Source organism: Bradyrhizobium sp. MOS001 (assembly GCF_004634465.1).
GTDB lineage: Bacteria > Pseudomonadota > Alphaproteobacteria > Rhizobiales > Xanthobacteraceae > Bradyrhizobium > Bradyrhizobium barranii.
Window position 1 is genome coordinate 1 of sequence record NZ_SPVJ01000041.1, and the last position, 14189, is coordinate 14189.

General features: G+C 61.9%; 15 protein-coding genes and 1 tRNA gene. 11 read left to right on the forward strand and 5 right to left on the reverse strand.

Translation table 11 applies throughout. The features are described 5' to 3' along the window. Positions 1-164: 164 nt before the first annotated feature. Positions 165-1160 carry an AraC family transcriptional regulator gene (locus CT676_RS33390; RefSeq protein WP_135216232.1) on the reverse strand — a complete coding sequence of 332 codons (996 nt, stop codon included), beginning with the start codon at positions 1158-1160 and terminating at the stop codon, positions 165-167. Positions 1161-1290: 130 nt separating this feature from the next. On the opposite strand from CT676_RS33390, the gene CT676_RS33395 reads away from it, so the two are divergent. Together CT676_RS33395 and CT676_RS33400 are read left to right on the forward strand one after the other, a co-directional pair. Then, a complete protein-coding gene (locus tag CT676_RS33395; RefSeq protein WP_085403490.1) occupies positions 1291-1827 on the forward strand; it encodes a peroxidase-related enzyme in 537 nt (178 codons plus the stop codon). A gap of 45 nt (positions 1828-1872) precedes the next feature. Further along, entirely contained in the window at positions 1873-2382 is a 510-nt protein-coding gene (locus CT676_RS33400) for a DUF417 family protein (RefSeq protein WP_085403489.1), read from the forward strand. 74 nt (positions 2383-2456) lie between these two features. Here CT676_RS33400 and CT676_RS33405 read toward each other — a convergent pair whose 3' ends face one another. Next, positions 2457-3344, reverse strand: coding sequence for a LysR family transcriptional regulator (locus CT676_RS33405; protein WP_135216233.1), 888 nt, complete (start codon positions 3342-3344; stop codon positions 2457-2459). A gap of 125 nt (positions 3345-3469) precedes the next feature. Here CT676_RS33405 and CT676_RS33410 point away from each other — a divergent pair, with 125 nt between their 5' ends. The 5 genes from CT676_RS33410 (at position 3470) to CT676_RS33430 (ending at position 7974) form a co-directional block, all read left to right on the forward strand. Next, complete coding sequence (locus CT676_RS33410) at positions 3470-4573, forward strand: NADH:flavin oxidoreductase (protein WP_135216234.1); 1104 nt, start codon at positions 3470-3472, stop codon at positions 4571-4573. Positions 4574-5167: 594 nt separating this feature from the next. Further along, positions 5168-5464: a hypothetical protein gene (locus CT676_RS33415; protein ID WP_063980866.1), complete on the forward strand. Its 297-nt coding sequence runs from the start codon at positions 5168-5170 to the stop codon at positions 5462-5464. 113 nt (positions 5465-5577) lie between these two features. After that, complete coding sequence (locus tag CT676_RS33420) at positions 5578-6303, forward strand: alpha/beta hydrolase (protein WP_085403485.1); 726 nt, start codon at positions 5578-5580, stop codon at positions 6301-6303. Positions 6304-6358: 55 nt separating this feature from the next. Continuing rightward, on the forward strand, positions 6359-7285 hold the full coding sequence (locus CT676_RS33425) for an MBL fold metallo-hydrolase (protein ID WP_135216235.1): 927 nt from the start codon (positions 6359-6361) through the stop codon (positions 7283-7285). A gap of 290 nt (positions 7286-7575) precedes the next feature. Beyond that, positions 7576-7974, forward strand: coding sequence for a hypothetical protein (locus CT676_RS33430; RefSeq protein WP_205124618.1), 399 nt, complete (start codon positions 7576-7578; stop codon positions 7972-7974). Positions 7975-8180: 206 nt separating this feature from the next. Here CT676_RS33430 and CT676_RS33435 read toward each other — a convergent pair whose 3' ends face one another. Then, positions 8181-8933, reverse strand: coding sequence for a glucose 1-dehydrogenase (locus CT676_RS33435; protein ID WP_014498385.1), 753 nt, complete (start codon positions 8931-8933; stop codon positions 8181-8183). Positions 8934-9028: 95 nt separating this feature from the next. Here CT676_RS33435 and CT676_RS33440 point away from each other — a divergent pair, with 95 nt between their 5' ends. After that, positions 9029-9340 (forward strand): helix-turn-helix domain-containing protein, encoded by a 312-nt coding sequence (locus CT676_RS33440; protein WP_085403482.1) that lies wholly within the window; start codon positions 9029-9031, stop codon positions 9338-9340. Positions 9341-9532: 192 nt separating this feature from the next. Here CT676_RS33440 and CT676_RS33445 read toward each other — a convergent pair whose 3' ends face one another. Beyond that, positions 9533-10414, reverse strand: coding sequence for a PhzF family phenazine biosynthesis isomerase (locus tag CT676_RS33445; RefSeq protein ID WP_135216236.1), 882 nt, complete (start codon positions 10412-10414; stop codon positions 9533-9535). A 263-nt stretch (positions 10415-10677) separates the two neighbouring features. On the opposite strand from CT676_RS33445, the gene CT676_RS33450 reads away from it, so the two are divergent. The 3 genes from CT676_RS33450 to CT676_RS33460 are packed head-to-tail and all read left to right on the forward strand — an operon-like array spanning position 10678 to position 13797. Then, positions 10678-11727 (forward strand): type III polyketide synthase, encoded by a 1050-nt coding sequence (locus CT676_RS33450; RefSeq protein ID WP_085403480.1) that lies wholly within the window; start codon positions 10678-10680, stop codon positions 11725-11727. Beyond that, positions 11724-12242 carry an isoprenylcysteine carboxylmethyltransferase family protein gene (locus tag CT676_RS33455; protein WP_085403479.1) on the forward strand — a complete coding sequence of 173 codons (519 nt, stop codon included), beginning with the start codon at positions 11724-11726 and terminating at the stop codon, positions 12240-12242. Before CT676_RS33450 ends, CT676_RS33455 begins: the two co-directional genes overlap by 4 nt. After that, entirely contained in the window at positions 12235-13797 is a 1563-nt protein-coding gene (locus CT676_RS33460) for a DHA2 family efflux MFS transporter permease subunit (RefSeq protein WP_244623346.1), read from the forward strand. The genes CT676_RS33455 and CT676_RS33460 overlap by 8 nt, the downstream gene beginning before the upstream one ends. A 199-nt stretch (positions 13798-13996) precedes the next feature. On the opposite strand, the gene CT676_RS33465 is transcribed toward CT676_RS33460, so the two are convergent. Then, a tRNA-Met gene (locus CT676_RS33465) sits at positions 13997-14073 on the reverse strand. Positions 14074-14189 lie beyond the last annotated feature (116 nt).

Consider the following 14189-nt stretch of genomic DNA (forward strand, 5'->3'; position numbering starts at 1 on the left):
TGATTGCGGGACATCCCGCCCTCGATCGCGGACACGACACGCTTGCGAAGATCCAGAGAATAAGGCTTGCCCATCCATGCTGGCCTCCAACCCAGCCAGAATGGTGAATCAGAAACACACCGATTTGGGAATCCCAAATCGATTCAACCTAACCCCATCCCGCTTTAGGCATTCTCGCCAGCCGATGCCGTCTCTGCGCTCTTCGCCAGCTCCAGCTCGCCAATCGTCGCAGGCGACTGCGCAGCCTTTCGCCATTGCGCGGGAGTGATGCCCATGTGGCTCTTGAACGCCCGCTGGAATGCCGCCTCGGACAGATATCCGACCGCTTCAGCCACCGCTCCGGTCGAGAGCGAGGATTTCCTCAGTTCGTTCGTTGCCAGCGTCATGCGGATGTCGGTCAACAGCTCGCTCGGCGAACGTCCGACCTTCTCCTGGAATTGACGAGCGAGTGTCGCACGCGACATGTTGGCGAGCTGCGCGAGCTCGGGCAGCGTCCATGCGCGCGCGGGCGCGTTGAACATGGCCGCGACGACCGGCGCGAGGCGTGGGTGACCTGCGAGCGCAAGCAGCCCGCGTGGCGCGTCTCCGGTCTCGCTGGCGAGGCGCAGCACGAGCGCGAACATCGCCGTCGACAACGCGTTCAGCATCGCGCGGCCACCCAGCTGATCGTCTGCGGTCTCGCCGCGCATCAAGGCAACGAGACCCGCGAGCTGCCCCGCCGTGTCCCGCTCTCCGGCCTGCGCGCCGGCCCTCACGATCAGCACCGGCGGCAGATAGTTGCGCAGCAGCCGGTCGTGCGGCGGGGCGATCGAAAAATGTCCGCACAGCAGATCGAGCCGGGCGTCCGAGCCGGGATTCTCGCTGATCGTGAAGTTGAGTGACGCGCGGTTGCGGGCCTTCAGCGGCGCGGCTCCGCTGCCGTCGTGCATGACGTGCCGGGGGTTGCGCGGCAGCAGCAGAATGTCGCCGGCCTCCAGTAGCAACGGCCGGCCTCCCGCCGGATCGTCCAGCACCGCCGAGCCTACGAGCACCGCATGGTACGGGATCTCGTTGACCTCGCCCGGCCCCTGCTCGATCCGCCAGGGCGCGCCGTAGGAGCAGCGCAGGTCCAGACGGCCGCGCACCGGCATCATCTCGAACAGCCGGCTCAGCCAATCCATCGTATTCGCCTCTCAGTACGTCATTTGAGACGATTGAGCATATACACAAGCCTATAAAGCATTCAACATCTCACATCGCGACCCTACTGTCACTCCGCAATCGTTCACCACCCCAACACGGAGTGCCATCATGTCCCGACTTTCCGTCCCGAACCTCGAAACTGACGCCGGCCCCTCCGGCCAGGTCTATGCCCAGATCAAGAAGGCCATCGGCAGCGTGCCGAACACCTTTGCGGCCATCGCCGCCCATGGCCCCGCTGCGCTCAAGGCCGTGCTCGCTGCCGACACCGTGCTCGCCTCCGGCGGACTGACCAAGTCCGACAAGGAGATCATCAAGCTCGTCATCAGCGAAGCCGCCGGCTGTGACTATTGTGTCGCCGCCCACAGCCATCTCGCAAAGCTCGTCGGGCTGGCGCCGGAGATCCTGAAGCAGATCCGCGATGGCCGGCCCACCGGTGATGCCCAGCGTGATGCGCTGGTCGCTTTCGTCGACAAGCTTGCGCGCACCAGCGGCACCGTCAGCCACAAGGATTTCGTCGCGATCAAGGCCGCCGGCTACAGCGACGCGCAGCTCGTCGACATCAGCCTCGCCTTTGCCACCACCGTGTTCACCAACGTCTTCAACCGCATCAACGATACCGAGATCGACTTCCCGGCGCTCGCCTAACGCGACGGCCGCCACGTCGCTCATCTCACATCAGGGATCACGACCATGACCACGCTTGCCAACACCCACACCGCCCAAAATCCTCTCGTCCGCGCCCTGCAGGGATCCGGCCTGCTCGCGGAAGATCTCGACTACCATGTCGTCCGCGCCTCGATGGTGATCATGTTCTTCTTCTTCGGTTACCAGAAGTGGTTTCCGTACGAATTCGAACGGTTGGTCCCGTTCATCAGCAACGGCCCGTTGATCTGGTGGCTCTATCCCGTGTTCGGCCATGCCGGCGCCAGCTATTTCCTCGGTGTCTCCGAATGGACCTTCGGCGGGCTGCTGCTCGCGGGCTTCTGGAGCCACCGGCTTGGCGTGCTCGGCGCCCTCGGCTCGACCGGCACCTTCATCGCGACCGTCACGATCATTCCCTTCATGCCGGAGGGCTGGGACCTCGCCGCGGGAGGCTTCCCCGCGATGACGGGCAACGTGCCCTTCCTGATGAAGGACGTCGTGCTGCTCGCAGTCTCCTTCTATCTGCTAAGGCAGGATCTGGTTCGCCTGACGCGGTAACAGGTTGCATTCTGCCCAGGGCGACGCGTCGCCGGCGAGCTTTCCCGCTCGCCGGCGATGGCACGTCGCGACGATCACGGCAGTGTGCCCGCAAGCAGCCGCTTTCGCAGAGCATCAATGAACGCTCTTACCCGGACGGGCATTTGCGCGCGAGTCAGGAAAACCGCCCATATCCCAAGCTCGACCGGCGCGGCATCCGCCAGAACGATACGCTTCAACTCTCCGCGTTCAATCTGCTCGTACACATCCCAATAGGTCATCATGGCGACCCCCACGCCCGCAAGACAAGCCGCTCGAACAGCGTCGACTGTGCTGGCCGACAGCGGGCCGGCGATCCGGATCTGCTCCAATTCGCCTCCACGTACGAACGGCCAGGTCTCCATCGCATGAAGCTTGATGCAGGGGTGGCTCACCAGATCGCCCAAGGTTGCCGGTTCGCCGAAGCGAGCGATGTATGCTGGCGATGCGCAGAGGATGTAGGGATTGTCGGCGAGCCTTGTCGCGATCATGTCGGAAGGCTTCATCGGCGCCACTCGGATCGCAACGTCGAGACCCATCGAAGCGATGTCGACGCGATCGTCGCTCAGGACAAGATTGACCCGAAGCGCCGGGTTGTCCGCGATCAGCCCGGCCACGACGGGTACGATGACCGCATGGCCGATGACGTTCGGTGCGGTGACCTTGAGCACACCTGAGAGGCCCGAGCCGGCGGACGCCACGGACTCGAATGCTGAATCGCGGGCGGCTATCAGGGCGGCGGCGTGAGGCAAGAAGGCCTCGCCCTCAGGGGTGAGCGACAGTGAGCGCGTGGTCCGATGAAACAGGCGCGCGCCGAGCTCAGCTTCAAGCGCTGCGAGCCTTCGACTGACCAACATTGGCGTGGTGCCCATCTCTCGCGCCGCAGCGGACAGGCTACCGGCGGTCACGATGCTGCGAAACAGGGCCACATCTGCGAAATCCATTTTATAACGATAATTGATAAAGTGCTTAGCTTCCAGCCGGACTTCTGTCGGCTCACGGCAAGCTCTAGATCGATTTTCAGCAAGGGAGGCGACTCCCGAAGGTAAAGGCCCTGGAGATTCAGATTATGGACAACGAAGCGAAGGCGCTTTTCACGCCAATCGATATAAACGGCCGTACCGCAAAGAACCGTCTTGCTGTTGCGCCAATGACGCGCATCACGGCGACCCAGGACGGACGGGCCACCGAAACCATGACGCGATACTACGAGCGGTTCGCGCGAGGCGAGTTTGGAACGGTCATCACCGAAGGCATCTACACAGACCAGGCGTTCTCGCAGGGCTACGTCCATCAGCCCGGCATGACCGACGACGTGCAGGCCAGGGCCTGGAAGCCGGTCGTCAACGGCATCAAGGCGCACGGAGCGGTGGCCATTGCTCAGATGATGCATGCCGGAGCGATCAGTCAAGGCAATCGCTTTCGCGACAGCACGGTGGCGCCGTCTGCCATTCAGCCCAAGGGCGAGCAGATGACATTCTATCACGGAAAGGACCGCTACATGCTGCCGGCAGCCATCACGGAAGAGCAGATCGCCGACGCCATTGCTGGCTTCGCGGGCTCGGCCGCGCGAGCGATCCACATCGCCGGGTTCGACGCCATCGAGATTCACGGCGCCAACGGCTACCTGCTCGACCAGTTCCTGACCGACTACGCCAACAGCAGAACCGATCGCTGGGGCGGCACCACGGAGAACCGCGTGCGGTTAATCGCGGAAACCTTCAAGGCGGTGCGCGCGAAGGTCGGAAGCGCGGTGCCGGTCGGCGTCCGCATCTCGCAAGGCAAGGTGAACGACTATCATCACAAATGGGCGGGTGCGGAGCGTGACGCCGAAATCATCTTCGGCAGCCTCGGCGATGCCGGCGCCGACTTCGTCCATGTGACCGAGTTTGAGGCGTGGAAGCCCGCTTTCGCCAAGGCCGGCCCGTCATTGATGCGCCTCGCCAAGCGCTACGCCCCCAAAGCGACGATTTTCGCCAATGGCAGCCTGCACAACATCGAGCAGGCGGTGGCTGCGCTCGACGATGGCGCCGATGTCGTCACGATAGGCCGCGGGGCCTTGGCGAACCCCGATCTGCCCAAGCGTCTGTTGGACCGCAGCTCTCTGGATGAGTTTGACCCTGCGATCCTCGGCCCCATCGCTGACATCAAGGACACCGAACTGATGATGTGAGCGCGTCCCGCGACGTCGATGCCGAGGGCCGACGCTCTGAAGATCGTGCACGCATCGAAAGGAGCGATCATGACGGACGCGATCTCCGATGCCTCGGTGGCGTTGTCGCTCATGCTGGAAGCATTGCGCATGCTCGATGGGCCCGAGCATTCGAAGGCTGCGGCCCACCTTCGAGCAGCCATCGAGCAGCTATCGCCTCACGCCGCGCAACACTTGCTTCCACCTCTCGGTGAGGCTCCGAGCAGGTCCTAAGTCGTCATCGGGCGTGTAACCGCGACGACCTCATTCATCGTTTCGGCACCGCTCATCTCACCGCACGACCCGTGAAGACGGCAAGGCCGTGATGGTCGAGGCCGCCTGTGATTTTGTAAAAAGACTTCAGATATAACGCATATGAATCTCAATATTAATTCTTGATCACGACTCGCGACCGAAGATCATAACTAAACCAAGTAATTGAAATTACGCATATATATTATTCGCTTCGGTCACGACAAAGCGAACCAATCCCACGCGTTCTTTGGTGTGTTTTTATAAAAACACATTTTACATAGAGACGTCCAACAGTCGGATGTAATCGAAAGGATCAATGGCATGGCCAAGTTCGCCTTCTTCGTCGAGTTGAAAGCCAATCGGGGCAAGGAAGCGGAAGTCGAAGCTTTCCTGAAGCAGGGCGCCGCGATGGCGAAGGCAGAGGCCGGAATAGCGGCGTGGTACGGGCTCAAGGAAGAGGAGCCGGGACGCTACGGAATCATCGACACGTTCAATGACGAAGTTGGACGAGACGCGCATTTGAACGGCGAACTTGCAAAGGCGCTGTTCGCGAAGGCAGGCGAGCTGTTTTCCGAAGCTCCCAAGGTGCACCGGCTTCACGTCATCGCCCAGAAATAGAGCGTCTTACCGAGGCTCTTCGCTGCAAGGCAGATGATGAGCTTGGGCGGCGCGACTTAACGAACACTTCAGCGAAGCGACCTCCTCCCGAATTCTCCCGAAAAGGACTCACGATGAACCAGGAATCGCCCAAGCCCACTGTCGTCCTTGTGCACGGGGCCTTCGAAGACGCGTCGATCTGGAATGGAGTGATTGAGAGGCTCCAGCGCGACGGCTACCCGGTCGTCGCCTTCGGCAATCCGCTGCTGGGCCCGGCAATCGACACCGCGTACCTGCGCAGCCTGTTGGACAAGATCCACGGGCCCGTGATCCTAGCGGCCCACTCCTACGGCGGGGCCGTCATCACGCAGGCCGGGGACGACCCCAAGGTCAAGGGCCTTGTCTACGCGGCCTCCATCATGCCCGCGGTCGGGGAGGCCGCAACCCATTTGCTCGAACGGTACCCCGGCAGCACATTCCCCACGTCCGTCGAGCCGACCACGTACACCCTGCCCGACGGGACCAGCGGCACGTATCTCCTCTACCAGCCCGACAAGTTCCACAGCAACGTTGCCGCCGACGTGCCCGCGAGCGTGGCCGCCCTGATGCTCGCCGGCCAACGCCCCATGAACCTGGCGGCCCTGACCGAACCGCTGACATCCGCAGCATGGACGAGCAAGCCGAGCTGGCAAGTCAGGCCCCTGCAGGATCGCGCCATTCCGGTCGACGAATACAAGTTCGAAGCCGATCGCGCCCACTCCACCGTCATCGAGGTGAACGCTTCGCACGCCGTCCCCGTCTCCAACCCGGACGTCGTGGCTGACGCAATCAAACAGGCCGCCCGCGCAGCAGCGAAGTAACGGCGTCCGCAAAGCGTGGTCGCTTGGCATCATTCAAACAGGGAGGACCCATCCGATGACGCAGGACGGTGAGCAAGAAGCAACGCCGCCCTGGGATGCGGCTCGGGTGAACCTCACATCGAACGAACTGGCCCCCGGCGTTTTCGCGGTCATGCCTGACGACGTGTTCGAGAAAGACCACGTCGCCACCACCGCCGGCTTCGTGATCGGCGAACGCAGCGTACTCGTCGTCGAGTCAATGCTGAATGGCGATCTCGCCGCGCAGCTTATCGGGCTCGTACGTCAAGTGACGTCGAAGCCGATCCGCTTCCTCGTCAACACCAGCTATCACGGTGACCATGCCTACGGGAATTACCTGTTCCCCGACAGTACTGTCGTGATTCAGCATCCGGCGACCAAGCGCTACATGGAAGAAAGCTTCGAGGACGATCGCCGTTTCATGATCAGCCTCATGGGCAAGGGGAAGGGCATTGAACGCGTGCAGGCACGCGCCGCTGACATCACCGTCCCCGACATGATTAGCGTCGATCTTGGCCGCCGCATCGTCGAGGTCCGCCACTTTGGGTTCGCGCAGACGCCAGGCGATTTGGTCATATGGACGCCAGACGCGAAGGTGCTTTGGGTCGGTAACATGATCCAAGCACCGTCTCCGGCGCTTCCGTGGCTCCTCGAAGGGCGGCACAAGGAGACGATGACGACCCTTGCCCGCGTGCGCGACTTCCTGCCGGAAGACGCGACCATCATTCCCGGCCACGGCCGGCCGATGCGTCCCGCGGACATCGAATTCCCGCTTCGCTATCTTCGCGAGCTCGACAGCGCCGTGCGCACGGCGATCGCAGAAGGCCGATCGATCGAGGCCACGCTCGAGGCGGTCGCAATGGCGCACTACGGTGAGTACAGCCTGTTCGATTGGGCGCACAACTCCGTCAACGTGCCCGCCGCCTTCCGCCACCTGCAAGAGCCGGGCGGCGGAGTGGCCTAGAGGAAGATGCATCGGGGTCGACCGCGAGCCTTGAGCATCTCGTCGCGTTCGCAACCCTATCGATGTAGCTGATGTTACATCGATTTTTCAATCGCATCGCCGGGAGAACGTCGGCACGCCGACGTGTGAACGCAGCAGCGATCGAAGCGCTTGCTGTGTGCATCACCTCATTGTCGGCTCGCAAGGCAACCCCTTTCGCTGATAGACACGGGATCGGAGGCAGCTTTCGCCATGGAGCAGTTCGACTCGCTCCGAATCTTCCGGACCGCAGGTCAGAAAGCGACTGCGGATTGGTCGGCGCAAGGAAGTCTGCCCCCGTTGTGGTCTTCGCCCCTTGGGCGATCAATTTGCGGGAGCAACCCTTGGCGAAAGGGTTACAGGAAGGGGAAATCAAGCAGGAGCTGCAAAATGGCGGGCACCTGCGCAATGTCCTCATCATCACCAAGACGATTGAGGGTATGGCCGAACACCTGGCCTATGTTCGGCCGAGCTGGCGACGCGAATTCCTGCCGCTGCGAACCTGGGGCGACAAGGAAGATCGTACCTACAAGGATCTGGACCGGCTGCTCGTGCTTCTCCGCGACGACTTCGGCTATCGGGGCTTCATTGGGCTCTACATGGATTGTGATCCCGATCTCGTGCGCTATCGCGCGCTTTCGGAAAGCGAAGAGGCCGACGACAAGCCGTAAAGTTCGGATCCGACGGTGCCGCTGCCTCACTGCGAGGCTCGCGGTGACATCAGGACTCTCACCCGCAGAATAAAAATGGCTCGCTTGATGCGAGCCATTTTCTCATCGGGACCGGTGAAGTCCGAACGTGGCGGCGGGATACACTACCGCGACCATGCTGGGACGACGCCGTTCAGCAATTTCGGGCCGCCAGGGCACGTCGCGCGTCAGCGAAGGCCGCCGGTGACGTGAAGTGTCTCGCCCGTGACGTAGGAGGCTTCGTCCGAAGCGAAGAAGGCCACCGCGGCAGCGATCTCCTCAACCTTGCCGATGCGGCCGAGCGGGGTGGTGGATTCGATCCAGTTGCGCATGTCGCCCTCGTGCAGGCCGGCGGACACGACGCCTTCGGTGGCGATCATGCCCGGATTGACGGCGTTGACGCGGATCTTGCGCGGCGCAAGCTCCTTCGACAGCACGGAGGAGATCGCATCCACCGATGCCTTCGTCGCGGTGTAGACGGCGGTATTCGCCGGCGCGATGGTCGATACGCCGGAGCTGATGTTGATGATGCTGCCCCCGTTGGGATTGAAGTGCTGCACCGCTTCCCCCGAAATCAAGAGAAGCCCGAGCACATTGAGGTCGAAATGCTTGTGGAAATGCTCAGGCGTGATGGCCTCGAGCGCCGCGAACTCGTAGATGCCCGCGTTGTTGACGAGGATGTCGATCGCACCGAACGCCTTCACGGTCTCGGCGACGACGCTCTTCACGTTTTTGGCATCGGCCAGGTTGCCGTGGACGGCGACGGCTTTGCCACCCTTGGCGATGATGGCGGCGACCACGCGGTCGGCGGCCTCTTTGCTGGCGCTGTAGTTGACGGCAACCGCCGCACCCTCGGCCGCAAGCCGGGCGGAGATTTCGGCACCAATGCCTTTGGATGCGCCGGTCACGAGCGCAACTTTGCCTTCGAGTCTCTTGGTCATCGCATGTCTTCCGTTGTTCGGCGGGATGCCGATATTCAATAGTTCAATACTAGTGAACTATTGAATGAGTTCAAGGGACGTGCTATATTTTGGACATGGTGCAGTTCGTTCACCCATCGCAGGACGAGATTACACTCGCCGGGGTGCTTGGAGCTCTCGCGGATCCGATGCGGCTGCGCATCGTCAAAAGCCTGGCCGCGCAAAACGATTGCATGTCGTGCACCGAGGCGGCGCCTTGCCCCGACATGGCGAAGTCGACCCTGTCGAACCATTTTCGGATCCTGCGGGAGGCCGGCCTAATCCGGACGTCAAAGCAAGGCGTCCAGCACCGCAACGTTTTGCGCGAAGAGGACATCAACGCGCGGTTTCCGAAACTGCTGAAAATGATCCTGAGCTTTCCAGACTGAGGGCATTCGCGCACGACAGATTTGTGGAGCGCGCAAGGTATCGGCTGATGTTGCCACCGGGCGTGTCCCAAAACAAAAATGGCTCGAGCTTCCGTCTCGGCGCAGCGCGTTGCCCGGCGTTCGCGCCATGATCGATTTTCTGGCTACAGCGCCGAAGGCCCAGGTCTAGCGCGCCGTCTCTAAGCCGACCTGCTAGGGCTGCAAGACATGTTGCTCCGCGCGCGTGACGGAGCCTCCAAGCAGGCAACCTACGGGCCGGCTGTCAGCGAAGCCGAGCCGCACCCGGATCTCGGACAACGACCCCATCGCCCGGCCCTGCATGATGGTGATCCGCGCGCTGTTGCGCTCGACCAGGCCGTTCTTGAGCAGTCCGAACGCGAGCGCCGCGGCGGCAATGCCGGTGGCAGCATCTTCCGGGTAGCCTGATGACTTCGGAAACTGTCGCGCCTCGAAGCGCCGTTCGCCCTGATGTTCGATGGCGTAGGGGTAAAGTCCGGTGGACCCGATCCGCCCGCAGCACGCCTCGATCTGCGCCGGGTCCGGCACCAGCTCATTGAGCTCGCGGACGCCCTTGATCGGGATGAGCGTCTTCACGCGCGACGTGACGGCGTTCTGCACCGGCATATCAAGCAGATCGCGGCGCGACAGCTTGAGCGTCGACAGAACGTCCTCCTCTTCGGCACGCGAGAGATCGACGACCTTGCCGACAGGCTGGCTGATCTCGACGGACGGTTCGCCCGAGTCCACACGATCGACATAGCCCGTCACCGATCCGCTGCGTGTCTCGATGCGGACCTGTTCGCCCGGCAGGCGCCCCTTGGTCGCGAGGACCCAGAGCGCGCCGATGGTCGCGTGACCGCACATTTCCATCTCGTGTCGCGGAACCCAGAACCGGAAGACGTAGTCAGAGTCGAGTCCCGGCGCCGGCAGGACGAAGCCCGACTCATGCCCGAAGTGCCGGGCCACCGACTGCATCCCCGCAGCAGTCAGGTTCGATGCATCGATGACAATTGGACAGGGGTTGCCGCCGCGCCCCGTGTGGGTGAACACGTTGACAAGGTCGATCTCGGTCATCGGATAGCTCGCTTCATGGAGTGCGCGACGGCGTCAACGATCGCGTTGGCAACGGTTTGATGGATCATGGTCAGATTCTGACGGCGCTCGAATGCCTCGCTGGGCGGAAGCGACAACCTCTGCATGTCGAATCCAAACCTGGGAAGTCGTAACGCTATTCAAGTTTTAGTGACATGTCCGGCTAGATCATTTCTTACAAGCGTCGAAATATTTGCACCGCGCCGATGTTTCTTATGCTGATGACAGCAACACCAGGATCCCCGATGCCCCCGGCTGCGCTGGTCTCCCTGGCGACGTCGGTGCCTCCCCACGTGTTTTTGCAAGAGGACGTGCTGACGGCGGCATGGGATGTCTTCGGCGCCCGCTTTCCCGAATTCGAACGGTTCTCAAGCATTTTCTCGAATACCGGCATAGTCAAGCGTCACGGCGTCAAGCCGTTCGACTGGTATCTCGAACGACGAGGCTGGCCCGAACGCACCGAGGCCTTTCTCGAGGGAGCTGAAGCGCTATTTGTCGATGTCGCCGAGAAGGCGCTGGCGAGCGCGCAACTTGCCGGCGGCGAGGTCGACACTGTCGTGACCGTCTCTTCCACGGGAATCGCGACACCAAGTCTCGAGGCGCGCGTTGCTCGCCGGATGGGCTTCCGGTCCGACACGATGCGTGTACCGGTGTTTGGTCTTGGCTGTGCGGGCGGGGTTTCGGGTCTATCGATTGCGTCGCGCCTCGCCCAAGCCCGCCCTGGCACCAACGTGCTACTGGTCACGATCGAGCTCTGCTCACTCGCACTTCGCCTGGACGAACTTACGAAGGCCAACATCGTCGCCGTCAGCCTGTTTGGCGACGGTGCTGCTGCAATCGTGTTGCGCGCGGGCGATGGCGGTGCGACGCAGATCGAGGCTGCCGGCGAACACCTTTGGCCGGATACGCTTGGCATCATGGGATGGAGTGTCGATCCGGAAGGATTCGGCGTCATCTTTCGCCGCACCATACCTGACTTCGTCACGAGGCATTTCAACTCCGCCGTGACCGAAATTCTTTCCAGAATGCGTCTTTCAGTGGAAGACATTGACCGGTTCATCTGCCATCCCGGCGGCGCGAAGGTGATCTGTGCATTGGAAGGCGCGCTCGCGCTCGACCAAGGAACGCTTTCCCATGAACGACAGATTATCGCCGACTTTGGTAACATGTCGTCACCCACAGTATTGTTCGTGCTTGAGCAGGCTCGCGCGAAAGGGCTGCCGGCGCGCTCACTGTTGACGGCGCTCGGACCCGGCTTCACCGCGAGCTGTGTCACGCTACGGCACACTGCGTGACGTTTGCTGAACTCATTCTCGGCGCCATCACGCTGCAGCGCGTCGGCGAGCTCGTGATTTCGCGCGCTAACACTCGAAAGCTCCTGGCCCGCGGCGCCGTCGAGGTGGCACCCCGGCATTATCCGTTGATCATCACGGTTCATGCCGCCTGGCTGTTGTCGCTGTGGGTGTTCGGCCGCGACCAACCGGTGAATGTCGTTGCCCTGGCCGGCTATCTTATCCTTCAGTGCCTTCGCTTCTGGGTCATCTGGACGCTCGGCTCACGATGGACGACGCGGATTATTGTTCTGCCCGAACAGCCGCTCGTGTCAGCGGGACCCTATCGATTTCTGTCGCATCCCAACTATGCCGTGGTTGCCGGCGAGATTGCCGTGCTCCCTTTGGTTCTGGGTCTGCCGCTGCTGGCCATCGTCTTCACCATCCTCAACGCCGCGGTTCTCGCGATCCGCATACGGGCCGAAAACCTCGCCCTCGCCGCATCCCGTGAGACATTGTACGTAGCGCATAATGACTGAACGGGTTACCGAGCCGAGTGCAGCTACGTGGCTTGGCTTCGTCCTGATGTGCCTCGGCATGTTCATGGCGATCCTCGACATTCAGGTCGTCGCCACTTCGCTACCCACGATCCAGAGTACACTCGCCATATCGCGAGAGGCGATGAGCTGGATTCAAACCGCGTATCTGATCGCCGAGATCATCGCCATTCCACTGACCGGGTGGCTTACGCGCGTTCTGACGCTGCGATGGCTGTTCGTTATTGCGATCAGCCTCTTTACCCTTGCCTCCATCGGCTGCGCGTTCAGCAGCAGTTTTACGACGCTTGTCAGCTTCCGCGTGCTTCAGGGTTTCGCTGGCGGCGTACTGATTCCGGCGGTTTTTTCCGCTGTCTTTCTGCTGTTTCCGATCCGTTTGCATCCCGTTGCCACCACCATGGCCGGCATTATGGCCGTGCTGGCGCCCACGGTCGGGCCGGTGGTCGGTGGCTGGATCACCGACACCTGGTCCTGGCATTGGCTGTTTCTGATCAATGTCGCTCCCGGGGTGGTCGCCGCACTCGCCACGCCAATGCTGCTGCCGCGCGAACGACCCCGGCTTTCTGATCTGGCTACACTCGACGTGCCGTCTCTCGGACTTCTTGCGGTTTCGCTTGCATGCCTGGAGATCGGTCTGAAGGAAGGCCCGCAACGCGGGTGGCTTTCTCCATTCTGCTCCATCCTGATCGTCTTGAGTGCTGCCGCGGCAACCGTCTTCGCCATCCGAACACTCAGGGCCGCGCATCCAGTGGTCGAACTGTCGACATTTAGATCGCGCTCGTTTGCGATCGGTTGCGCATTGAGCTTCTTCCTCGGAGTTGGATTGTTCGGCTCGGTCTATCTCATGCCGGTCTTCCTCGCCTATGTTCGACATCATGACGCATTTGAAATCGGCACGATCATGCTCGTCACCGGCGTTGCGCAGCTTGCCACCGCGCCGATTGCGGGCCTGCTGGAAAGCAGGTTTGATCCCCGCTGGTTGTCGGCGGCGGGGTTTGGTCTGTTCGCGATCGGGCTGGGTTGCAGTGCATTCGAGAGCCGTGTCGCCGACTTCCAAGAAATGTTCTGGCCGCAAGTCTTGCGCGGCGTTGCGATCATGTTTTGCCTGCTGCCTCCGACCCGGCTGGCGTTGGGTTCGCTGACCGCATCACGGGTACCCGACGCAAGCGGCCTGTTTAACCTGATGCGAAACCTCGGGGGCGCAATCGGCATCGCGCTGATCGATACGATCCTTTACGGGCGCACCGGCGGGCACGCCGACGCTTTGCGCGAGCGCCTGATTGCGGGCGATGTGACTGCGGCTCAGGCAATCGGGCTTGACCTCACGCTGTTTACCCACCGCCCTCCGCAGGTCTCCGATGCCACGGTTGAAGCCTATCTGCGTCCCATGGTCGAAAAGGCCGCGTTCGCGCTCAGCGCCAACGAAGCCTGGGCCCTCCTCGCTTGCGTGGCGCTGCTCGGACTGTTGCTCATTCCGTTCGCGGCCGGTCCCTTGGAAGGCACTGATGAGAATTCTGGTGATGGCGCACTCAATTGAGTGGTGAATAGAGATCGCAATTGCCGCGACGCCCCGCCCAACCGGCGAAGTTCGGCGTGGTTCGCTTACCTATCTGAGGAAGGCCGCACTGCCCGAGGGGCTCGTCGTGACCTGAGACGGTAGGTGCCCGCCCCACCAAACAAAAATGGCCCGCGTGACGCGGGCCATTTTCGTATCGGAACCGGTAAAAGTCCGAACTTGGTTGCGGGGATAGGATTTGAACCTATGACCTTCAGGTTATGAGCCTGACGAGCTACCGGGCTGCTCCACCCCGCGTTAAACCGTCGCTTTGCCTAGGCCAAGATGCCGGGGACGGTGGATGAAGTGGCCGGCGCTGTTCGCGTGGCTTGCTTCGTCCGTCCCAAAGGCTTCCTTGGAAGGCAACCCCGGGG